Here is a 25,643-nt window from a genome sequence, read left to right on the forward strand (position 1 = left end):
TTGCAAGGCTTCAGCCTTGCTGCGCACGGGCGCCTTGCAGCCAGCCCCTTTGCCAGCCAACGCGACGCTAGAAATAGGGTGAACAGGCCCTAGCCTCCCCGCCGCCGGTTCTCGCGCGGCGGCTTTCACCGAAGACTTTCTGCTTCGCCGATGCGCGAAGGGCGCGCTCGCGCCCGCATCGCTCGCTCCGGCTTTTATCGGACCCGTCCGATGGTTCCGCTCCCCTGTTCTTCCTAGAGTTCCTGACGCCCGGGCCGCCGGATCGAACAGCGTGAATTCGCTGCCCGATCCGATCTTTCTTCCCCCTTTCAGAGCATAGGAACTGCATGGCATCCAACAAGGCAAACGTCTTCATCGACAACAGCCCGAGCATCGATCAGACCGCAAATCAGACCGCAAGCGCACGGCTCTTCGCGCCACAGCCGCCCACCATGGACAGCGTCATCGACGACGCAGGCGACATCATGGGCACCCTCGCCTCCGGCGGCGTCACGGACGATCGCCAACCCGAGTTCCAGGGCCAGGGCACGCCGGGCGACACCATCCTCATCAGGAACCACGGCGTCGAGATCGGCCAGACCGTCGTGGACGAAGATGGCCAATGGGCCTTCACGCCGTCGACCGACATGAATGAAGGCCACCACGTCATCACCATCGTGGCGCGCGACCCCGCCGGCAACGAGAGCGAGCCTTCGGGCCCGTTCAGTTTCGAGATCGACGTCACGCCACCCAACGCCAGCAAGCTGTCCATCACCGGCGTCCTCGACACCGTGGGCGGCATCACCGGCAACGTGGCCGCCGGCAAGACCACCGACGACACGCGCCCGCTGCTCACCGGCACGAGCACCGGACAGCCTGGCCACACCGTCACGGTGATGGTCCGGGACAGCACCGGCACCCATGCGCTGGGCGAAGCCGTCGTCGGCGACAACGGCCAGTGGTCGCTGCAGGTCATGGCGCCACTGGCCGCGGGCCTGAACACCTTCACGCTCGTGGAGAAGGACGCGGCGGGCAACGAGACGGCGCCGACGGGGCGCTACCAGGTGACCATCGACACCAGCAAGCCGACGCCCCCGGTGATCGAGCACGTCTACGACGACGTGGGCGTGCCCCACATGCTGGCCCCCGGCGAGGTCACCAACGACGCCCGGCCGACCCTGCACGGCACGGCCCAGCCCGGCCATACCGTGACGTTCCACGACGGCACCACCGTCCTGGGCACCACCCAGACCGGCGCCGACGGCACCTGGGCGTTCACGCCCAAAGACAACCTGAGCGAGGGTGCGCACCACATCACCGCCACGGCCACCGGCCCGGTGGGCCAGACCGGCGACGCGAGCAACGGCTGGCACTTCGAGGTCGACACCCTGGCGCCCACGCAGACCCCCACCGTCTCGGGCATCGGCAAGGACAGCGGCATGAACGCCGACGACCACGCCACCAACGACGGCAGCGCGGGGCGCCTCATGACGGGCCGCCTGAGCGCATCGCTCGCGGCCGGCGAGACCTTGCAGGTGTCCACCGACGGCGGCCAGACCTGGAAGACCGCCTTCGTGAGCGGCACCGAATGGAGCGCCCAGGACGACCACAGCCATGCGGGCGACTGGACGGTGCAGACGCGCGTGGTGGACCTGGCCGGCAACGTGGGACCGGTGAGCTCGCAGGCGGTGACCCTGGACACCGCCACGCCCCACGCGCCCACTGCGGTCGCGCTGGGCAACGGGCAAGTGACCGTGAGCTTCGACAAGGCCGCGGTGTCGCCGGGCGACCGCATTCACCTGCTCAACGGCAAGCAGAACGTGGACTACCTGTTGACGGTGGCAGACATGGCGGCAGGCCAGGCCATCGTTGCGGTGACCGACGTCTCACTGAATCTGGCCGCGTCGGTGGTCAGCGCAGCGGGAAATCATTCGCCCTACCTGGTGATCCGATCGAACGCCGAACAGGAGGATTTCGATGCCGGTGAGACAGTTCAACTTGCACCGGGACAAACAGCCGATGCCGGTGTGCTGCTCCTGACAAGAAAAGATGCGGCGGTCGACGCTTCGTCGAACAACGGCGTTTTCGACAGCGCCTCCCCCGACCACGGGCAGGCATGGCACATCAGCGGCACGACCAACGCTTCACTGAAGGGCAACACCTACAACGCCATCGAGTTCGACTGGCGGCACTCCCAAGCCACGCAGTCGGTCACCTTCTACGACGCATCGGGCATGGTCATCTTCGAAGGCACCTTCGGAGAAAGCCACAGTCTTCCGGCCGATGGACACTCGAAATTCATCATGCCCGACGGGCTTTCCTTTGCCTCCTTCGACATCCGGACCGGGCTCGTCGACGGCATCGAGACCGACTGGATCGAGGTCGACAACGTGTCCCTCGCCGGGCTGTACCAGCACCCTGAACTGGTGGACATCCCCACCCTGCAGGAAATCCAGGCAGGCTCCGACGTCCACTACGGCGGGGCGGGAGACGACGTGTTCCTGGTCCCCGACGTGTCGTATTTCGAGGGCAGCCATGCGAAGGTCATCGGCAACGAGGGACTCGACACCCTCACCCTGACCGGCGCGGACCAGACCCTCGACCTGAGCTCGGTCACGGGCAAGCTCAGCGGCGTCGAAGTCATCGACCTCACTGGCACGGGCGACAACACCTTGAAGCTGTCGCTGGCCGACGTGTTGGAGAACGGCGCGGTCGATCAGTTCGTTGCCAACGGCCGCGTGCAGATGCTGGTCAAGGGCGACGCCGGCGACGCGGTGACGCTGTCGGACGCGCTGCCCAACGACACCGACCCCGGCGACTGGGTGAGGGGCGCCCACGTGACCATCGACGGCGTGGTCTACGAGGAGTACGCGCACTCGGGCTTCGACGCGGCACTACTGGTGCAGCAGGGCGTAACGGTCAACCTGCAAAACACCTCCGACACGTTCAGCGATGCCGGACCCGGGGCAACACCAACGCTCGCCGACAGCGATGAAACACACATCGCCCGATTCGGTTATGCAGACCGGCTGGAAGACGGCGCGGGTGACGGCACCGTCCGCCTCCATGGCGACGGCGACTTCGGGCGCGTCCCTGGCGGCCTGGGCGTCGGCACCCTCGTGATGGACGGCAAGGCCATGCACATCGACCTGTCGGCCCTCGACCTGAAGACGGCGCAGGGCGCGCAGAACCCGGTGTCCCCCGACGGCACGGTGCAGATGCAGGCCACCGGCACCCACGGCGAGGTCGACCCGCTCGACGGCGGCGGGGTCCACGGCAGCGATGCCACGGTGAGCGGCACCGCCGACCACGTCTACTCCAACCTCGCCGGCACCGCGCTGCTGGTCGAGGACAAGGTCCACGTGACGATCCTTTAGGCCTCCCACTCGCCGGCGCACCCAGCGCCGCGTGCAGCCGACAACGCGACAGCCGCCCCGTGCAGCTGTCGCGTTTTTTCATTTCTGCCTGGCAACACATCGCCTTGTGCCCTTCGGCACGACTTTGTTCGCGCTTTCAGCGCCGACTGACTTCTTCGCGTGCCGCTTTCAGATTCGTCCGATGGCCTTGCACAGGGCTTCTTTCTAGAGTGCCCTACCCCACCAGACCCCACGATCGGATTGCGTTCGCTCGCATGCCGATGCGGTCTGGTTTCTTCATTTCAGAGCACAGGAATTCCATGGCCTCCGAGCAGACGAACAGCGTCGCCCTTTCCCAGAACATCGACCTCGCATCGACCTTTGCGCCCCCGCCTCCTCATGTGGGCAGCGCCGCCGACGACGCCGGCGACATCCTGGGCAGCATCGCCCACGGCGGCGTCACCGACGACCGCCAGCCCGAATTTGGCGGCCGGGGCACGCCAGGCGACACCATCGTCATTCGCGACAACGGCACCGAGATCGGCACCACCGAGGTCGACGCCAACGGCAACTGGACCTTCACGCCCTCGACCGACCTGCTCGAAGGCCAGCACGCCATCACCATCGTCACGCGCGACGACAGCGGCAACGAGGGCACGCCTTCGCCCGCCTTCAACTTCGAGATCGACGTCACCCCGCCCGACGCCAGCCGGCTGAACGTCAGCGGCTTCACGGACAACGTGGGCGGGGTCACCGGCAACGTGATCTCGGGCGGCACCACCGACGAAACACGCCCGCTGCTCAGCGGCATCAGCAACGGCACGCCCGGCCACACCGTCACCGTGATGGTGAAAGACGCCACCGGCACCCATGAACTGGGCTTGGCCACCATCGGCGAGAACGGCCAATGGACCTTCCAGGTCGACACCCCGCTGGCCGCGGGCCTGAACACCTTCATGCTCGTGGAGCGCGACGCCGCCGGCAACGAGACCGCGCCCACCGGGCGCTACCAGGTGAATGTGGAGACAGGGCGTCCGGAGGTTCCGTCGATCCAGAACGTCAAGGACGACGTGGGTGAGGTGCACATGCTGCAAAAGGGCGAAGTGACCGACGACGCCAGGCCCACCATCATCGGCACGGCACAGGCAGGCACCACGGTCAAGGTCTACGACCACGGCACCTACCTGGGCGAGACCGTGACCGACCCCACCGGCACCTGGCACTTCACGCCCGACGTCCCGCTGGCCGATGGCCCGCACGACATCACCGCCACCGCGACCAACGCGCTGGGCCAGACCAGCGATGCGACCGGCATCTGGAATTTCTCGGTGGACACGCAGCCCCCCGGCCAGGTCACGGGCCTGGAGGTGATCGACGACGTGGGCAGCAAGACCGGCCCTCTCTCGAACGGCGATACCACCGACGACAACAAGCCCACCCTCAACGGCAAGGCGGAGCCCGGCGCGACGGTGAACGTGTACGACAACGGCGTGAAGATCGGCGATGCACCGGTCGACGCCCACGGCGACTGGACGTTCACGCCGATCACGCCGCTGGCGGACGGCCCGCACGCGCTGACCACCGGGGTGGTGGACCCTGCAGGCAACAGCAGCGGCCAGGGCGAGCCTTTGAACCTCGTCATCGACACCAAGAATGTGACGGTGTCGATCGACCGGGTCATGGACGATCAGGGCAGCGTCAAGGGCCCGATCGCGGCCGACGGCCTGACCGACGACCTGCGCCCCGAGATCCAGGGCTCGGGCAAGGCCGGCAGCACCATCAAGGTGTATGCCAGCGGGTACTTCCTGGGCAGCGCCGTCGTGCAAGCCGATGGCACATGGAGTTTCACGCCCTTGACCGACATGGCCCAGGGCCGGCACAACATCACCGCCACCGCCACCGACCTGGCGGGCAACGTGAGCAACCCGACGCCGGTCTTCGGCTTCACGATCGACACCGTGGCACCGAACACGCCGACCATCGACACGGCGGTCGACGACGTGGGCAGCAAGCAGGGCCTGCTGCCCAACGGCGGCGTGACCGACGACCCCTCGCCCACGCTGGCGGGCAAGGCCGAGCCCGGCAGCACCGTGACGGTGTACGACGGTGCGATCAAGCTCGGCACGGTCGTGGCCGACAGCAGCGGCAACTGGAACTGCACGCCGACGTCGCCGCTGGCCGAGGGTGAACACAAGTTCACGGTCACTGCCACCGACAAGGCAGGCAACGTGAGCGCGCCTTCCAGCGAGTTTGTGCTGAGCACCGACTACACGGCGCCTTCAGCGTCGGACGCTGTACTGACTGACGACGCCGGGGCGATTCAAGGCCCCATTTCCCATGGTTCCGTCACCGATGACATCACTCCGACGTATTCGGGCAAGGCCGAGCCGAACACCACCGTCTTCATCTACGACCACGGCAAGGAAATCGGCCACACGCAGACCAACGACACAGGCGACTGGACATTCACGCCTTCCGTGCCGCTGGACCTCGGCCAGCACAGCTTCAGCCACACGGTCGTCGACGCGGCGGGCAACAGCAGCGCGCCCTCCAAGGCGATCGATTTCAGCGTGGACAACAGCGGCGACGACTACGCCAGCCTGCTCGAAAGCAAGAAGTCGATCAGCGTGACCTTCGTTGCGGACGTTTCCAGCAGCATGGCGGGGGCCAAGAGCGCGAACCAGGTCCAGTCCATGCGGGCGCTGGCCGAGGCGTACGCCAAGATGAACGTGCCGGCGACGTTCAGCCTGATCGCGTTCGGGAGCAGCGCGACCCACGAGGGAACCTTCACCTTCAACGGCGAGAAAGACCCGAACTACATCAAGCTGCTCGCGGCCATCGATTCGACGGTCTCGCGCAGCGAAACCACCAACTTCGATGCTGCGCTGACCCTGGCAAGCCAAGTCATCAAGGCGGAGTACGCGGCTGCGGGCAATAACCCGTTCAAGACGAAACAGGTGTTCTTCCTGTCGGACGGCCACCCCTACCCCTACGCCACCAGCGCCGCAACGCTGAAGCAATGGCAGGCCTTGATGAGCGACCCGGACGGCAAGACGGCGACGGCGAACCAGATCGAGGTCACCACGGTGGCCATCGGCTCGGACGCCGGCCTGGCCGCCCTGAACCAGGTGTCGACCAGCGGAACGACGGTGGCCGTCGCCGATCCGGCCAAGCTGAAAGACACGGTGATCGACCAGATGTTCGTGGCCTGGGCCTACGGCAGCCTGCTGGAGAACGACACGCAGGTGGTCATGGACGCCCAGTCGAAGATCAGCCAGTTCACCATCGGCAACGAGGTGTTCCGCATCACCGCCGCGGACAAGCTGGTGGTGGACAACCCCAGCGGCAAGGTCACCGCGCTCTACGACGCGGCGTCCGGTGTGCTGACACTGCGCACCGATGCGGGGCAACTCACCGTGTACATGAAGACCGCGAGTGGCCATGCCGCAGGCGACTACATCTTCCGCAAGTATGCGAGCGACACGCTGCAGCTGGTGGACGACATCGAGTACGTCTATGGCTACACCGCCGTCAACAGCAAGGGCGAGAGCCAGACGTCGAAGCTGTACATCACCGACAAGGCGCCGGCGCTCGGCGCCGACGCGGTCACCGTGACCCTGGTGGGCAAGGACGAAGGGGTGGCCGGCAACCACGCCACCGCGGACGACAGCGCCGGCCGCCTCATTGCCGGCACCCTCAAGGCCCCGCTGGGCAGCGGCCTGTCGCTGCAGGTGTCGACCGACGGTGGCGCCAGCTGGCACAACGCGACGCTGAACGGCGGCCACTGGGCTTTCGTCGACATGCAGGCACACCCGGGCGACTGGAAGATCCAGACCCGCATCGTCGACGACAAGGGCCACACCAGCGGCGTGCTGACCAGCCAGGACATGACGTGGACGGCCCCGGCGGCAGCGCCCGCCATCCTGCGCATTGCGGACGCCGAAGGCACCTACACCACGGCGAAGGCCCAGGACGGCTCGCAGGTGGCGCTGTCGCTCACCGGCACGGGTGCCAAGGCCGGTGACACCGTGCACATCCAGTGGGGCATGAGCACCTACGACCAGGTGCTGACACAGCTGGACATCAACACCGGTCTGGCCACGATCAACGTGCCCTCGACAGTCACGTACTCCTACCAGGGTGCGGCCAAGGACTTCGCGGTCACCGCGCAGATCATCGGCAAGGATGGTGCGATCGGTGCTGTGTCCAAGCCCTACGACGTAGTGGGCACGGCGGCCCTGACGGGCGCGAGCGACACCCTGCAAAAGGCGCCGGTCGGTGACGTGTACGCGGGCACCGGCTTCAAGGTCACGACCACGGGCACGCTGGCCAAGACGGCCGCGACCACGACGGCGCTGGCAGGTCTCACGCTGAACGACGCCACGCAGGCCAACGCCCTGTTCACCCTGGACAAGCCGGCCAACTACTTCACGCTGCGCCTGACCGGCATCGACAACGCCATGGGTGCGCAGATCCAGGTGTTCGACGTGAAGGGCAACCTCATCCACACCGAGAACTTCATCGGCGGCACGGATGCCCGCCACACCAAGGTGTTCACCTACACCTCGGCCGAACTGGTGGACATCGGCTCGTTCAAGGTCATCTCGCTGAGCACGAGCGTGACGCTGGACGCGTTCAGCCAGCAGGTGGTGAACCACGTGGCGGAAACGCGCGACCCGAATCTGATCGAGTACGCACCCGAGACCTTCTACGGCGGCACTGGAGATGACGCGGTGTCGCTGTCGGTCAGCGCTACGACCTACTTCAACCAGGCCACGGCGGGTATCCACGGCGGCAGCGGCATCGACACGCTGAAGCTCGAGAACTACGGACACGTGCTCGACCTGACCAAGGTGGGAGGCAAACTCAGCTCCATCGAGGTCATCGACATCACGGGCAGCTACTACAACACGCTGACGCTGTCGCTGGCCGAGGTGCTGAACAACGGCGGCGTCGACCTGTTCTACAAGGGCGACAAGAGCCGCGTGCAGATGATGATCAAGGGCAGTTCCGACGACATCGTGAACCTGAGCGACCTGCTGGCCGGCGGCATCGACCAGGGCGACTGGGTAAAGAAGGTCGGCGTGATCACGCTGGGCGGTGTGGTGTACGACAGCTACCAGCACTCGTCGCTCGCCGCCGAGCTGCTGGTGCAGCAAGGCGTGACCGTCAAGGTCACCAACTCGACGCTGGTCGGTGCGGTCGGCACGTTCGAAGCACCGTCGGATGCCATGCCGGACGCCCTCCCCGATGACGAGGTGCTGAGCCACTCGACCCAAGGCTACACCCATGGCGACGACACGCTCATCGCCAAACTCGGCTTCGCGGACCGGCTGAGCGGCGGCACCGGCAACGACACCTTCACCAACGTCGGCACCCGCGACGCGGTCCATGGTGGTGCAGGCGACGACACGATCCGCATCAACAGCGGCGACTTCGAACGCGTCGAAGGCGGCCTGGGCATCGACACCCTGGTGATGGACGGCAAGGCCATGCACATCGACCTGACGGCCTTCGGCCTGAAGATCCAGGGCATCGAGAAGTTCGACCTGGGCGCGGGCGGCAACACGCTGGCACTGCACGCCAGCGACGTGCTCGCCGGTGGCATGCGCGACATGGTCTCGGCCGACGGCAAGGTGCAGATGCTGGTCAACGGCACCAACGGCGATGTGACCCTGCTGGGCGGCAACGACAGCTGGACCCAGGGCGGCAACACCACGGTGAGCGGCGTGACCTACAGCGTCTACACCAACCTCGCAGGCACCGCCGAGCTGCTGGTCGAAGACAAGGTCCACGTGACCATCCTCTAAGCCTGCAGACAGGCCACGCGGCGCCCCATCGGCGCCGCCCCCAACGCGACAGTTGCCCCGTGCGACTGTCGCGTTTTTTCTTTCCGGACAGCAGCCCCGTTCGCCCTTGTGCCTTCGCCCGCGACTTTGTTCGCGCTTCGGCGCCGGCCTATGCCTTCGTGCCTGTCTTTCAGACTCGTCCCATGGCCTTGCCCGCTGCGCCTCCCTAGAGTGCCCGCTCCCCCAGACCGTGATCGAAGCGCGCGCATGAGCACGCCGATCCGGTCGCCCCCCTTTGAGAACACAGGAACTGCATGGCCTCCCCGAGAACAAACGTCGCCCTCGACGACAACAACAAGAACATCGACCGCACGGTGCGTGCAGACGGATGGACCACCGCCTCGTCGCCGATGCCCGCTGACGAACGCGCACCATTCGAAGCCGGCACCGGCCGCAGCGCGCCGACCCGTCCCGTGATCGACGGCGCCCTCGACAACGCCGGCGACATCCAGGACCCGATTGCCCACGGCGGCGTCACCGACGACCGCCAGCCCGACTTCCACGGCCAGGGCACGCCGGGTGACACCATCCTCATCCGCGACCACGGCGTGCTGATCGGCATCACCGAAGTCGCCGAGAACGGCCAGTGGGAATTCACGCCATCGACCGACCTGCTCGAGGGCCTGCACGCCATCACGGTCGTCGCACGCAACGCGGCCGGCGAAGAGAGCGAGCCCTCCGCTGCGTTCAACTTCGAGATCGACGTGACCCCGCCCGACGCCAGCCAATTGAGCATCACCGGCGTCGCGGACGCCGTGGGCAGCGTCACCGGCAACGTGGCCTCGGGCGGCACCACCGACGACGCGAGCCCGGTGATCAGCGGCGCCAGTTCCGGCGTGCCCGGCCACGTCGTCATCGTGATGGTGAAGGACGCCAGCGGCGAACGTGAGTTGGGCCACGCCACCATCGGCGAAGGCGGCCGCTGGACGCTGCAGGTCGACCCGCCGCTGGCTCCGGGCCTGAACGTGATCCGTGTCTACGAGAAGGACGCGGCGGGCAACGAGACCGCACTCACGGCGCCGTACCGCGTGACGGTCAACACCGACGCGCCCCCGCCGCCCGTGATCGAGAGCGTGTACGACGACGTGGGCACGCCGCACATGCTGCAGCAGGGCGAAGTGACCGACGACGCCCGGCCAGCCCTGGCCGGCACGGCGCAGGCGAACCACACGGTCAAGCTCTACGACGGCGCCACCTTCCTGGGCGAGGTGATGGCCGATGCCAACGGCCGCTGGACGTTCACGCCCACGGCCGCGCTGCCCGACGGGCCGCGCCACATCACAGCCACGTCCACCAGCCCGCTGGGCCAGACCAGCGACGCCAGCAACGCCTGGGACTTCGTGGTCGACACCACGCCGCCGCAGGCACCGGTCATCGTGTCGGTGGCCGACGACGTGGGCAGCATCGTCACCCCCCAGATGGCCGACGGCGCGACCACCGACGACACACGCCCCGCCTTCACCGGCACGGCCGAGGCCAACAGCACCGTCGTCGTGTACGACGACGGCGTGGAGATCGGCCGCGTGCCGGCCGACGCCTCGGGCCACTGGACGTTCACGCCGACCACGGCGCTGAGCGAAGGCCCGCACCGCATCACGGTGGCCACCATCGACCGGGCGGGCAACACCAGCGCACCGTCCGACCCGTTCGGCTTCACCGTGGACACGACGGCGCCGACGCAGACCGCCACGCTCACCGCCCTCGGCAAGGACAGCGGCACGAGCGACAGCGACTTCCTCACCAACGACGGCAGCGCGGGCCGCCTGATGCGCGGCAGCCTGTCGGCGCCCCTGGGCGCGGGCGAGACCCTGCAGGTGTCGACCGACGGCGGCACCACCTGGAAGCCGGCCATCGTCACGGGCGACAAGTGGAGCGCGCAGGACGACCACGCCCACACCAGCGGGTGGACGGTGCACACACGCGTGGTCGACGCGGCGGGCAACACCGGCGCCACGAACTCGCACACCGTGGCCCTGGACACCACCGCACCCGCAGCCCCGACCGCGATGACGATCAACGGCTCGCAGGCCACGGTGGCGTTCGACAAGGCCAACGCGGAAGTCGGTGGCCGCATCACCCTGACCCAAGGCGACAAGCGCTACGACCACGTGCTGACGGCCGCGGACGTGGCGGCCGGGCGCGTCGTCATCAACGCGCCCTTCGCACTGGGCAGCCAGACCACCGCCGGCCTGGTGGACAAGGCCGGCAACGTGTCGGCCGAGTCGCTGCGCGAATCGGTGTACCTGGAGAACTTCAACGCCGTCACCGGCGCGATCAGCCTGCCGACGGGTGCCTCCTACAAGCTCGGAAGCCTGACTTTCTACAGCCTGTCCTCCAGCGGCGGCTCGGTCAACGGCATGACCTATCCGCAAGGCCTGTATTCCAGCTACTACACCCCCTACATGCACCAGAAGCCGTACTCGAACGCGCTCTGGGTCGCCGGCAGCATCCGCGTGTCGCTCGACGGCGGCCTGGTGGGCGACAAGCTCAGCTTCTACATCGGCGACAACAACAACTACGCCACCATCCGGCTGTACGCCAAGGACGGCAGCCTGCTGCACAGCGCCAGCATGGCGCCCCTGAACGGCACCATCAACATCGATGTCGCGTCGACCGGCAAGTCGTTCTCCAGGTTCGAGATCGTCACTTACTACAACGCGGGGCAGCGGGGCAACGACCAGCTGTGGATCGACAACATCCAGATCTCCAGCAGCGGCAAGGTCGCCACGACGGGCGTGTTCACGCTCACGGCCGACAGCGCAGCCGTGCTGAACGGCGATGCGGGCAACAACGTCTTCAAGGTAGGGGCCGTGGCCGACTTCAGCGACTCGGGCATTGCCGGCAACGGCGGGCTCGACACCCTGAACCTGACCGGCGCCAACCAGACGCTGGACCTGGTCGCGCTCGGCGCGAAGCTCAGCTCGGTCGAGGTCGTCGACCTCACCGGCACGGGCAACAACACGCTCAACCTGTCGCTCGCCAACGTGATGGAGAACGGCGCGGTTGACCAGTTCGTGGCCAACGGCCGCGTGCAGATGCTGGTCAAGGGCAATGCCGGCGACGCGGTCGCGCTGAGCGGCCTGCTGCCCGACGGCACCTTCCCGGGCGACTGGGTCGAGAACGGCACCGTCACCCTCGACGGCGTGGTCTACACCGTGTACGCGCACTCGGGCTTCGGCGCCGACCTGCTGGTGCAGCAGGGCGTGACGGTCACGCTGGGCGTGGGCACGACGCTCACCCTCGACAGCCTGGGCAAGGACAGCGGCATCGCCACCGACTTCGTGACCGCCGACGGCAGCGCGGGCCGCGTGCTCACGGGCAGCCTCAGCGGCGCCCTGCCCGCCGGCCTGAAGGTCCAGGTGTCGGTCGACGGCGGCCAGACCTGGCACGACGCCGTGGTCAACGGCAAGGCCTGGGCCTTCGTGGACACCCAGGCGCACGGCGGCGACTGGCGCGTGCAGGCGCGCGTGAGCGACGGCCAGGGGCACAGCAGCCCGGTGGTCGAGCGCGAAGTCACGCTGCTCGACGCGCCCGGGGCCCCCGTCATCACGCGCATTGCGGAGGCCGAAGGCATCTACACCACCACGAAGGCGCAAGACGGTTCGCTGGTGAACGTGTCGCTCGCCGGCACCGGCGCCCAGGCCGGCGACAAGGTGCATGTGCAGTGGGGCATGAGCACCTACGACCAGGTGCTGACGCAGGCCGACATCACCAATGGCACCGCCACCCTCAAGGTGCCGGCGACCGTGACCTACTCGTACCAGGGCGCGGCCAAGGACTTCGCGGTCACCGTGCAGATCATCGGCAAGGACGGCGCGCTCGGCGCGGTGTCCAAGCCCTACGAGGTGGTGGGCACGGCCACGTTGACGGCGGTGGGCGACACGCTGCAGAAGGCACCGGTGGGCGACGTGTACACCGGCACCGGCTTCAAAGTCACGACCACGGGCACGCTGGCCAAGACAGTCGCGACCACGACGGCACTGGCCGGCCTCACACTGAACGACACCACGCAGGCCAACGCCCTGTTCACCCTGGACAAGCCGGCGAACTACTTCACGCTGCGCCTGACCGGCATCGACAACGCCACGGGTGCGCAGATCCAGGTGTTCGACGTCAAGGGCAACCTCATCCACACCGAGAACTTCATCGGCGGCACCGATGCCCGCCACACCAAGGTGTTTGCCTACACCTCGGTGGCGCTGGTGGACATCGGCTCGTTCCAGGTCACGGCGCTCAGCCCGAGCGTGACGCTCGACGCGTTCAGCCAGCGCGTGGTGAACCACGTGGCGGAAACGCGCGACCCGAACCTGATCGAGTACGCACCCGAGACCTTCTACGGCAGCGCGGGCGACGACGTGGTGTCGCTGCAGGTGAGCGCCGCGAGCTACTTCAACCAGGCCACCGCGGCCATCCACGGCGGCAGCGGCATCGACACCCTGAAGCTCGTGGGCGCCTCGCACGTGCTCGACCTGACCAAGGCGGCGGGCAAGCTCGGCTCCATGGAAATCATCGACCTCACGGGATCAGGCAACAACACGCTGACCTTGTCGCTGGCCGAGGTGCTGAACAACGGCGGCCTCGACCTGTTCCACCAGGGCGACAAGAGCCGCGTGCAGATGATGGTCAAGGGCAATGCCGGCGACATCGTGAACCTGAGCGACCTGCTGCCCAACAAGAACGACCAGGGCGACTGGATCAAGAAGGGCAGCGTCACCGTGCAGGGCGTGGCGTACGACGTATACCAGTTCTCCACGCTCGCCGCCGAGCTGCTGGTGCAGCAAGGCGTGACCGTCAAGCTCAGCAACGTCGCGCTCAAGGCCTTCAGCCTCGACCTCGTCTCGGACGGTGCGCTCGATCACGCGACGCAGGCCTGGACCCAAGGCGACGACACGCTCATCGCCAGACTCGGCTTTGCCGACCGTCTCGAAGGCGGTGCCGGCAACGACACCTTCACGAAGGTCGGCACGGGCGACGTGGTGCATGGTGGCGCGGGCAACGACGTCATCCACGTGCTCAGCGGCGACTTCGAGCGCGTCGATGGCGGCCTGGGCATCGACACCCTCGTCATGGACGGCACCGCCATGCGCATCGACCTGGCGGCCTTCGGCCTGAAGCTGCAAGGCTTCGAGAAGTTCGACCTGGGTGCGGGCGGCAACACGCTGGCGCTGCACACCAGCGACGTGCTCGCCGGCGGCATGCGCGACATGGTGACGGCCGACGGCAAGGTGCAGATGCTGGTCAACGGTGCCAATGGCGATGTGAACCTGCTGGGCGGCAGCGCAGGCGACGACGGCTGGAGCCAAGGCGGCAACGCCACCGTCGGCGGCGTGACCTACAGCGTCTACACCAACCTCGCCGGCACCGCCGAGCTGCTGGTCGAAGACAAGGTCCACGTGACCCTCATGTAAGCCACCGCACTCACCGGCGCAACCCGCGCCGGTACAGCCGACAACGCGACAGCCGCCACCAGCGACTGTCGCGTTTTTTGTTTCTGCTACGTGGCGATGCCCAGTTCTGGGCCATCACGCCGTGTTGTGCCTTCCCGCACGACTTTGTGCGCGCTTTGAGCACCGACTTATTCCTTCGCGCTTAGGTTTCGGACTCGTCCGATGGTCTCGCAGAGCCGTTCTTCCTAGAGTGCTCCATTCCCCCAGACCGTTTGATTTGCACTGCGTTCATTTGCGCGCCGATGCGGTCTTTTCTTTCCTTTTCAGAACAGAGAAACTCCATGCCCTCCGAGAAAACTCAGGTCGCCATCGACCACCCGAGCACCACCTTTGCAGCCCCTCCCGCCATCGTGAGCGGCGCCCTCGACGACGCCGGCGACATCCAGAGCCCCATCGCCCCCGGCGGTATGACCGACGACCGCCAGCCCGGCTTCTACGGCCAGGGCACGCCAGGCGACACCATCGTCATCCGCGACAACGGCAACGAGATCGGCACGACCGAAGTGGCCGACGACGGCACGTGGACCTTCACGCCGTCGACCGACCTGCTGCAGGGCCTTCATGCCATCACGGTCGCCGGGCTCGACACCAATGGCAACGAGAGTGCTCCCTCCCCCGCCTTCAACTTCGAGATCGACGTCACCCCGCCCGACGCCAGCCGGCTGAACGTCAGCGGCTTCACGGACAACGTGGGCGGGGTCACGGGCAACGTGATCTCGGGCGGCACCACCGATGAAACGCGTCCGCTGCTCAGCGGCATCAGCAACGGCACGCCCGGCCACACCGTCACCGTGATGGTGAAAGACGCCACCGGCACCCATGAGCTGGGCCAGGCCATCATCGGCGAGAACGGCCGGTGGACTTTCCAGGTCGACACCCCGCTGGCCGCGGGCCTGAACACCTTCATGCTCGTGGAACGCGACGCCGCCGGCAACGAGACCATGCCCACCGGGCGCTACAAGGTGACCGTCAACACCGACAAGCCAAACGCGCCTGTGATCGACAGCGTGTTCGACGACGTGGGCGAGCCGCACATGCTGCAGCAAGGTGAAGCCACCAATGACGCCAGGCCGACGCTGGCGGGCATGGCCCAGGCGAACCACACGGTCAAGTTCTACGACGGCGCCACCTACCTGGGCGAGGCCGTGGCTGACGCTTCGGGCAACTGGAGCTTCACGCCCACGGTCGGTCTGACTGATGGCACGCACGGCATCACCGCCACGTCCACCAGCCCCAAGGGCCAGACCAGCGGCGCGAGCAACACCTGGAATCTCGTGGTGGACACCGTTGCCCCCAAGACGCCGATCAAGCTTCTCGCCGACGGTGCCAATGTGGATGTGTACTTCGACGCCACCGACGCGAAGGCCGGCGACACGGTGCGCGTGTTCTTCGGCGACAGGCAAGTCGATCACGTGCTGACCGGAGCCGACGTCGCCGCCGGCAAGATCTCCCTGGCCGACGCAGGGCAGCCATCGAAAGCTGTGATCATCGATCCCGCAGGCAACGTCTCGCCGGCACGCACGCCGACCGCCGGCGCGACCATCGACAAGGTGTACGACGACCAGGGCAGCATCACGGGCGACCTGCTTTCGGGTGCCGTGACGGACGACAACCAGCCCGACATCAGCGGCACGTCCGAGGCCAACAGCACCGTCATCATCAAGGACCACGGCGTGGTGATCGGCCAGACGGAGGCCGACGCATCGGGCCACTGGACCTTCAAGTCACCGATGCTTCTGGCCGACGGAGCCCACAGCCTGACCGCCACCGCCGTAGGCAAGGATGGCATTGCCGGTGCGCCTTCCGAGGCGTTCCATCTCACGGTGGACGCCAAGGCACCGCTCGCGCCAACCATCGACAGCGTCTTCGACAACGAAGGCCCGGACCACGGCACCGTGGTTTCTGGCAGCGTCACCGACGATGCCACGCCTGCGATCAGTGGCAAGGCCGAACCGAACAGCACGGTCATCGTCTATGGCAACGGCGTGGAACTGGGCCGTGCCCCGGTCGACGGCGCAGGCCAGTGGACCTTCGAACCCAATCCGCCGCTGGAAAACGGCGCTTACAAGCTGACCGCGAAGGCCGTCGATGCAGCGGGCAACATCAGCGTGCCGTCCAATGACTTCAACTTCGTGCTCGACAAGGACCTGAGCACGGGCGACGACCATCCGCGCGAGTTGCTTGACGGCAAGGGAAGCTTCAACGCCACCCTGCTGATTGATACGTCAGGCAGCATGGCTGGCGCACCGCTCGCATCGGTCCAGCAGACCCTGAAGGATCTGGCAACGGCCTACCTCGACGTCGGGGAGTCCGTCACTCTGACGCTTCTGAGCATGACTTCGAACACGCCAGCGAAGTACACCTTCGCCAGCGCAACCGATGCCGACTATTTGAAGTACATCGCTGCAGTGAACGCGCTGGGGCCCGACGCCACGGCTTCTTACGAGACAACCGTGCTGGCAACCATGAACAGCATCAAGGCTGACTATCTTGCGGGGAAAGGGCCGAGCCAGGTTTTCATCCTTGGCGATACACACAACAGTCTTTCACGCGCGACAGCTGACAAATGGCAAGCCATGTTGAAAGACCCCGACGGTGATGGAAACCCGTTGGCGATGCCCATCGTCTCGACACCGATATCCTTCGCCCCGCTGGACCACTCCAACGTCTACTCATTCGAGTGGCTGGCCAGCGACAAGGCGATCGGCATGCCGACGCCCGAGATGCTGCCGGAAATTCTGCTGGGCTCCGCTGTTCCAGACACCATTTCCGGAAACCTGCTGGCCAACGACGTGAAGATCACGGTGGACGGCAAGGAACGCCTGAGCCAGATCACATTCGAAGGCGGCGTGTTCCGCGTCACCAACGACAACAAGCTGGTCGTGGAGAACGCCAGTGGCAAGGTCATTTCCGCGGCCTACGACGCCAGCAGTGGACTGCTGACCGTCGCCACCGCCAACGGCTGGCTGAAGGTCTACATGCAGAACTCCGCCGATCACAAGGCCGGGGATTACTCATACGCGGCCAAATTCGCCACCCTATACAACCTGGAAAGTTCGGTCAAGGAGGTCTATGGCTACTCCGTGGTCGACAGCAAGGAGACCTCGCAAACGTCCAAGCTGCATATCGGCATCCAGCAGCCTTCCCCCAGCGAGCTGTTGAAGATCTCGAGCCTGAGCAAGGACACGGGCGTCGCGGGCGACTCGGTCACGGCCGACGGCAGCGCCGGTCGTGCGATCACCGGCACGCTGTCGATGTCTCTGGCTGCGGGCCTCAAGGTCCAGGTGTCCGTCGATGGCGGCAAGACCTGGAAAGACGCCGTGGTCAACGGAAAGAACTGGGCCTTTGTGGATCTTTCGGCGCACACCAGCGACTGGGCTTACCAGGTGCGCATCAGCGACGGGGTCAAGCATGGGGCCGATGTATTGGCCAAGGATGTGACTCTGGTCGATGTGCCAGGGGCGCCGGCCATCGTGCGCATTCCAGATGCCGAAGGCATCTACACCTCCACCAAGGCATCCGACGGCTCGCAGGTGCTGCTGTCGCTCGCCGGCACGGGTGCCAAGGCCGGCGACACGGTGCACATCCAATGGGGCATGAGCACCTACGACCAGGTGCTGACGCAGTTGGACATCAACACCGGCATCGCGACCATCAACGTTCCTTCGACCGTGACCTACTCGTATCAGGGCTATGCCAAGGACTTCGCTGTCACCGCACAGATCATCAGCAAGGACGGAGCACTGGGCGCGGTGTCCAAGCCCTACGAGGTGGTGGTCACGGCCGCACTGACGGCGGTGAGCGACACGCTGCAGAAGGCACCGATGAGCGACGTGTACACCGGCACCGGCTTCAAGGTCACGACCACGGGCAGCTTGAGCTACAAGGCCGCGACGACAACGACATTGGCCGGCCTGACGCTGAACGACACCGCACAGGCGAACGCACTGTTCACCCTGGACAAGCCGGCGAACTACTTCACGCTGCGCCTGACCGGCATCGACAACGACATGGGTGCGCAGATCCAGGTGTTCGACGTGAAGGGCAATCTCATCCACACCGAGAACTTCATCGGCGGCACCGACGCGCGCCACACCAAGGTGTTCACCTACACCTCGGCGGAACTGGCGGACATCGGCTCGTTCAAGGTCATCTCGCTGAGCACGAGCGTCACGCTGGATGCGTTCAGCCAGAAGGTGGTGAACCACGTGGCCGAAACGCGCGACCCGAACCTGATCGACTACGCACCCGAGACCTTCTACGGCAGCGCAGGCGACGACGTGGTGTCGCTGTCGGTCAGCGCGACGACCTACTTCAACCAGGCCACCGCGGCCATCCACGGCGGCAGCGGCATCGACACGCTCAAGCTCATGGGCTACGCGCACGTGCTCGACCTGACCAAGGTCGGCACCAAGCTGAGCTCGATGGAGATCATCGACATCACGGGCACCAACTACAACACGCTGACCCTGTCGCTGGCCGAGGTGCTGAACAACGGCGGCGTCGACCTGTTCTACACGGGCGACAAGAGCCGCGTGCAGATGATGGTCAAGGGCAACGCCGGTGACATCGTGAACCTGAACGACCTGCTGGCCGGCGGCATTGACCAGGGTGACTGGGTCAAGAAGAGCAGCGTTACGGTGCAGGGCGTGGCGTACGACAGCTACCAGCACTCGTCGCTCGCCGCCGAACTGCTGGTGCAGCAAGGCGTGACCGTCAAGGTCACCAACTCGACGCTGGTCGGCGCGGTCGGCACGTTCGAGGCACCGTCGGATGCCATGCCGGACGCGCTCCCCGATGACGAGGTGCTGAGCCACTCGACCCAGGGCTACACCCAAGGCGACGACACGATCATCGCCAAGCTCGGCTTCGCCGACCGCCTCAGCGGCGGCGCCGGCAACGACACCTTCATGAATGTCGGCACGGGCGACACGGTGCACGGCGGCTCGGGCGACGACACGATCCGCATCAACAGCGGCGACTTCGAGCGCATTGAAGGCGGTCTTGGCATCGACACCCTGGTCATGGACGGCAAGGCCATGCACATCGACCTGACAGCCTTCGGCCTGAAGATCCAGGGCTTCGAGAAGTTCGACCTGGGCGCTGGCGGCAACACGCTGGCCCTGCACGCCAGCGACGTGCTCGCCGGTGGCATGCGCGACATGGTCTCGGCCGACGGCAAGGTGCAGATGCTGGTCAACGGCGCCAACGGCGATGTGAACCTGCTCAGCGGCAACGACAGCTGGACCCTGGGCAATGCAGCCACGGTCGGCGGCGTGACCTACAGCGTCTACACCAACCTCGCCGGCACCGCCGAACTGCTGGTCGAAGACAAGGTCCACGTGACCATCCTCTAAGCCTGCAGACAGGCCATGCGGCGCCCCATCGGCGCCGCCCCCGACGCGACAGTTGCCCCGTGCGACTGTCGCGTTTTTTGTTGTTGTGCCCCGCCCTCGCGTCAGCCCGCCGTCACCGCAGGCCCGAACCCATGAGTCTCCCCCGCCTGCTCGCACGGCACCCGCTCCACCTGCACGGTCGAGTGGTGGATGTCGAACTTCTCGGCCAGCAAGCCGCGCAGCTGCAGCATCAGCGGTGCCAGGTCGACCACGTCGGGCGTGCACACCACGTGCACGCTCAGGCTCACCTTGCCGCTGGACAGCGCCCACACATGCAGGTCGTGCAGGCCGGCCACGCCCGGCTGGGCCTGCAGCGCGCGCTCGACCTCGGGCAGGTCGATCTCGTCGGGCACGCCTTCGAGCAGCACGTTGAGGCTCTCGCGCAAGAGGCGCCAGGTGCGCGGCAGCACCCACAGGCCGATGGCGACGGCGATCACCGAGTCGACCCAGGCCCAGCCGGTGAAACGGATGACGAGCGCGCCCACGATCACGCCGACGGAGCCGAGCATGTCGGCCCACACTTCCAGGTAGGCGCCCTTCACGTTGAGGCTCTCGTCCTTGCCGCTGGCCAGCAGGCGCATGCCGATGAGGTTGACCACCAGGCCGCCGATGGCCACGAGCAGCATCATGGTCGACTGGATTTCGGCCGGCTGCGAGATGCGCCGGTACGCCTCGTAGAGCACGTAGATCGCCACGAAGAACAGCAGCACCGCGTTGACCACGGCCGCCAGGATCTCGAAGCGGTAGTAGCCGAAGGTGCGGCGCTTGTCCGCCGGCCGCTTGCCCAGCCAGATGGCGGCCAGCGAGATGGCCAGCGCCACGGTGTCGGTGGCCATGTGGGCCGCGTCGGACAGCAGCGCCAGGCTGCCCGACACCAGCCCGCCGATCACCTCGGCGACGAGGTAGGTGGAGGTCAGCGCCAGCGCCCAGCGCAGCGCCTTCTCGTTGCCACCAGCAACGGCTGTGGCGTGTGAATGCTCATGGGCCATGGGAACCTTGCAGTGCGGGATCGAGAGGTGCGCCGTGTTGCTGCTCGGCGTTGGCTTCCTGCACCTCGTCTTCATCGCGCCGGTGCGCGATGCGGTACAGCAGCGGCAACACCAGCAGCGTCAGCGCGGTCGACGACAGGATACCGCCGATGACCACGGTGGCCAGCGGGCGCTGCACTTCGGCGCCCGTGCCGGTGGCGATGGCCATGGGCACGAAGCCCAGCGAGGCGACCAGCGCGGTCATGAGCACGGGGCGCAGCCGCGTGAGCGCACCTTCGCGAATGGCTTCGTCCAGCGGCAGGCCGCCTTCGCGCAGGTTGCGGATGAAGGAGATCATCACCAGCCCGTTGAGCACCGCCACGCCCGACAGCGCAATGAAGCCCACGGCCGCCGAGATCGACAGCGGAATGCCGCGCAGCCACAGCGCGACGATGCCGCCCGTGAGCGCGAACGGAATGCCGGTGAACACCAGCAGCCCGTCCTTCAGGTTGCCGAACATGGCGAACAGCAGCGTGAACACCAGCAGCAGCGACACGGGCACCACCACCTGCAGGCGCTGCGTGGCCGAGGCCAGGTTCTCGTACTGGCCGCCCCACACGGTCCAGTAGCCCGGCGGAATGCGCACGGCGCGCATGGCCTCTTCGGCCTCGGCCACGAAGGAGCCGAGGTCGCGCCCGCGCACGTTGGCGCTCACCACAATGCGGCGCTTGCCGTCTTCGCGGCTGACCTGGTTGGGGCCGGGCGCGAGGTCGAGCGTGGCCACCTCGCCCAGCGGGATGAAGCTGGTGCGCAGGCCTTCGCCGCCCGCGCCTCCCACGCCCTTCGGCAATGCGATCGGCAGCCGGCGGATGGCGTCCAGGTCGGTGCGCAGGGTCTCGGGCAGGCGCACGAGGATGTCGAAGCGGCGGTCGCCGTCGAACAGCGTGCCGGCCTCGCGACCGCCCACGGCGGTCGAAATGGCGTCCTGCACGTCGCCCACGTTGAGGCCGTAGCGCGCGGTCTTCTGGCGGTCGATGTTCACGGTGAGCATCGGCAGGCCGGTGGTCTGCTCCACCTTCACCTCGGCGGCGCCGGGCACCTTGCCCAGTGCGTTCGACACCTGCGCCGCAGTCTGGTTGAGCACGTCCATGTCGTCGCCGAAGATCTTCACGGCCACGTCGCTGCGCACGCCCGAGATCAGCTCGTTGAAGCGCAGCTGGATCGGTTGCGAGAACTCGTAGTTGTTGCCCGGCAGCTTCTCGACCTCTTCCTGCACGGCGGCCAGCAGCTCGGGCCGCGTGCGCTTCGGCTTGGGCCACTCGCTCTCGGGCTTGAGCATGATGTAGCCGTCGGAGATGTTCGGCGGCATCGGGTCGGACGCGATCTCGGCCGTGCCAGTGCGCGCGAACACGCGCTCGATCTCGGGGAACTTGTCTTTCAGCGTGCGCTCGAGCTGCTTTTGCATCTCGACCGACTGCGTGAGGCTGGTGCCCGGAATGCGCAGCGCCTGGATGGCGAAGTCGCCCTCGCTCAGGCTGGGCACGAACTCGGTGCCCAGGCGCGTGGCCAGCAGGCCCGACAGCACCACCGCCACCACGGCCGTGGTGATGACCAGCGGCTTGGCGTTCATCGCGCGCGACAGCAGCGGCGCGTAGCCGCGCTTGGCCCACAGCATCAAACGGTTTTCCTTCTCGGCGACCTTGTTGCCGATGAACAGCGCCACGGCGGCCGGGATGAAGGTGATCGACAAAATCATTGCGCCCAAGAGCGCAATCACCACGGTGAAGGCCATCGGGTGGAACAGCTTGCCCTCGACGCCGGTGAGCGCAAAGATCGGCAGGTACACGATCATGATGATCAGCTGGCCGAACAGCAGCGGCCGGCGCGCCTCCTGCGATGCCGCGAACACTTCATGGAAACGCTCGCTGCGCGTGAGCGCCCTGCCGTGTTTCTCCTGCGCATGCGCCAGGCGCCGCACGCAGTTCTCCACGATCACCACGGCGCCGTCGATGATGATGCCGAAGTCGAGCGCGCCCAGGCTCATGAGGTTGGCGCTGACCTTCTGGTTCACCATGCCGGTGAAGGTGAAGAGCATCGACAGCGGGATCACCGTCGCCGTGATGATGGCCGCGCGGATGTTGCCCAAAAACAGGAACAGGATCGCCACCACCAGCACCGCGCCCTCGAAGAGGTTCTTCTTCACGGTGGCGATGGCCTTGTCGACCAGCACGGTGCGGTCGTACACCGTCACGGCCTTCACGCCCGCGGGCAGCGTGCGGTTGATCTCCTGCATCTTCTTGTCGACCGCCTGCGAGACGGTGCGGCTGTTCTCGCCGATGAGCATGAACACCGTGCCCAGCACCACCTCGCGGCCGTTGTCGGTGGCGGCGCCGGTGCGCAGCTCCTGGCCGATGCCGACCTCGGCCACGTCGGACACGCGCAGCGGAATGCCGCCGGCGTTGCCCAGAATCACGTTGCCGATGTCTTCCACCGACTTCACCTGCCCCGGCGCGCGAATGAGGTACTGCTCGCCGCGCTTCTCGATGTAGCCCGCGCCCACGTTGGCGTTGTTGCGCTCCAGCGCGGTGACCAGGTCGGTCATCGTGAGGCCGTGCGCCAGCAGCTTGGCGGGGTCGGGTGCGATCTGGAACTCCTTGGCGTAGCCGCCGATGGAGTTGATCTCGGTCACGCCCGGCACGTTGCGCAATTGCGGCTTGATGATCCAGTCTTGAATCTCTCGCAGGTCGGTCGGCGTGTAGGGCTTGCCGTCGGCCTTCTTCGCGCCCTCTTCGGTCTCGACGGTCCACAGGTAGATCTCGCCCAGGCCGGTCGAGATGGGCCCGATCACCGGCGACACGCCGGGCGGCATGCTCTCGCGCGCCGACTGGATGCGCTCGTTCACGAGCTGGCGCGCAAAGTAGATGTCGGTGCCGTCCTTGAAGATCACCGTGACCTGCGACAGGCCGTAGCGCGACAGCGAGCGCGTCTGCTGCAGGCCCGGCAGGCCGGCCATGACGGTCTCGATGGGGTACGTGACGCGCTGCTCGGCTTCGAGCGGCGAGTAGCCGGGCGCGGACGTGTTGATCTGCACCTGCACGTTGGTGATGTCGGGCACGGCGTCGATGGGCAGCTTCTGGTAGCTGAAGACGCCGAGCGCCGCCATGCCGAGCACGGCCAGCAGGATCAGCCAGCGCTGCTCGATGGAGAAGCGGATGATGCGTTCGAACATGCGGTCGTCCTCAGTGGGTGTGCGTGGCCGAGCTCTTGCCCTGCTGCGACTTCACGACGAAGCTGCCGCTGGCCGCATAGGCCGCGCCGGGCTTCAGGCCGCCCACGATCTCGATGCGCTGGCCGTCGCTGCGGCCGGTCTTCACGTGCTGCGGCACAAAGCCGCCGGGCACGCGCAGGAACACGGTGGGCTGGTCGTCCACGGTCTGCACGGCTTCGGCCGACACGGTGACGGGCGCGTCGGCTTCCGACGCCACCAGCTCCACGTTCACGAACAGGCCCGGGCGCCAGGTGCGCTGCGGGTTGGTGAGCGTGACGCGCGCGGTGGCGGTGCGCGTCTGCGCCCCCAGCAGCGAGCCCACGTACGACACGGTGCCGCGCGCGGCCTGCTCGAAGGAACCCGCGCGGATGGTCACGGCCTCGCCGACGCGCACGAGGTTCAGGCTGCTGGCGGGCACGCTGATCTCGGCCCACACGGTCGACAGGTCGGAAATGGTGAACACGTTGACCGCCTCGCCCACCGATTCGCCCAGCGAGATGTGCTTCTCGACGACCATGCCGTCGAAGGGTGCGCGCAGCTCGTAGCGGCCCAGTGCCGACGAGCCGGGCGTGGCGCCCAGCGCCAGCAGCTTCTGGTTGGCGTTGGCCACGGCGATCTGCGCCTCCTGCATGGCCTGCTCCGCCTGCAGGTAGTCCTGCTGCGGGGAGATCTTTTCTTCCCACAGTTTCTTCTCGCGGTCGTGGGTGGTGCGCGCCAGCGCCAGCCGGCGTTGCGCGGTCTGCAGCTCGCTGCGCTGCTCCGAGAGCGCGGGGCTGGAGATCACGGCCAGCACCTGGCCGCGCTTGACTTCCTGGCCCAGGTTGGCCGACACGCTGTCGACCACGCCCGCCACGCGCGGCACCACGTGGGCCGTGCGGTCTTCGTTGAACTTGATCTCGCCGGGCAGCTGCAGCGACGTCTTGATGCGCGCCGGGCCAACGCTGTCGATGGCGATGCCGGCGGCCTTGACCTGCTCGTCGGTGAAGGGGATCTTTTCCTCGTCTTCCTTGTGGGCGTTGGCGGCGGCCTTCTGGGGCTCTGCCGATGCGGGCGTTTCCTTGCCTGCGTCCTTGCCGGCATCCTTGCTTTCTTCCGCGTGGTGTTCCTTGTCGCCATGGCCTTCGTCATGCGAATGGCCGTGGTCGTCTTCCTTGCCCTTGGCGTGGCCCTTGTCTTCCTCGTGATGCTCGCCGTCGGCATGGCCGGCGGACTCCGAGTGCCCGCCCGCCTCGGGCTTGGACGGCGCGGTGCGCAGGATGAGCGCGCCGGCAACGAGGCCGGCGAGCAAAACGGCGGCAATGGCGATCCACTGCTTGCGGCCGGCGGACGATGTGCGGTTGTGTGGTGTGGTCATGGTCGGAATCGGTTCGGTGTTCTTCT

At 66.8% G+C, this 25,643-nt stretch carries 7 protein-coding genes; 4 read left to right on the forward strand and 3 right to left on the reverse strand.

What is annotated here, in order from left to right; translation table 11 throughout:
* Positions 1-431: 431 nt before the first annotated feature.
* The 4 genes from AC07OX_RS25760 to AC07OX_RS25775 all read left to right on the forward strand — a co-directional run bounded on the left by AC07OX_RS25760 (position 432) and on the right by AC07OX_RS25775 (position 19,988).
* Positions 432-3,356, forward strand: coding sequence for an Ig-like domain-containing protein (locus tag AC07OX_RS25760; RefSeq protein ID WP_495260260.1), 2,925 nt, complete (start codon positions 432-434; stop codon positions 3,354-3,356).
* A 299-nt stretch (positions 3,357-3,655) separates the two neighbouring features.
* On the forward strand, positions 3,656-9,145 hold the full coding sequence (locus AC07OX_RS25765; protein WP_495260261.1) for an Ig-like domain-containing protein: 5,490 nt from the start codon (positions 3,656-3,658) through the stop codon (positions 9,143-9,145).
* Between the two features lie 293 nt (positions 9,146-9,438).
* The gene (locus tag AC07OX_RS25770) at positions 9,439-14,592 is read left to right on the forward strand and encodes an Ig-like domain-containing protein (protein ID WP_495260262.1); all 5,154 of its coding nucleotides are present in this window, start codon (positions 9,439-9,441) and stop codon (positions 14,590-14,592) included.
* A gap of 320 nt (positions 14,593-14,912) precedes the next feature.
* Complete coding sequence (locus tag AC07OX_RS25775; RefSeq protein ID WP_495260263.1) at positions 14,913-19,988, forward strand: Ig-like domain-containing protein; 5,076 nt, start codon at positions 14,913-14,915, stop codon at positions 19,986-19,988.
* Between the two features lie 101 nt (positions 19,989-20,089).
* Here the strand turns inward: AC07OX_RS25775 and AC07OX_RS25780 are convergent, their stop codons facing one another.
* Genes AC07OX_RS25780 through AC07OX_RS25790 form a run of 3 tightly spaced genes read right to left on the reverse strand, consistent with a single transcriptional unit; the run spans position 20,090 to position 25,617 of the window.
* Positions 20,090-21,016 (reverse strand): cation diffusion facilitator family transporter, encoded by a 927-nt coding sequence (locus AC07OX_RS25780; RefSeq protein ID WP_495260264.1) that lies wholly within the window; start codon positions 21,014-21,016, stop codon positions 20,090-20,092.
* Positions 21,006-24,224, reverse strand: coding sequence for a CusA/CzcA family heavy metal efflux RND transporter (locus AC07OX_RS25785; RefSeq protein ID WP_495260265.1), 3,219 nt, complete (start codon positions 24,222-24,224; stop codon positions 21,006-21,008). The genes AC07OX_RS25780 and AC07OX_RS25785 overlap by 11 nt, the downstream gene beginning before the upstream one ends.
* A gap of 10 nt (positions 24,225-24,234) precedes the next feature.
* The gene (locus AC07OX_RS25790) at positions 24,235-25,617 is read right to left on the reverse strand and encodes an efflux RND transporter periplasmic adaptor subunit (RefSeq protein ID WP_495260266.1); all 1,383 of its coding nucleotides are present in this window, start codon (positions 25,615-25,617) and stop codon (positions 24,235-24,237) included.
* Positions 25,618-25,643: the final 26 nt, after the last annotated feature.

The organism is Variovorax sp. GW821-FHT09D07, from assembly GCF_059416345.1.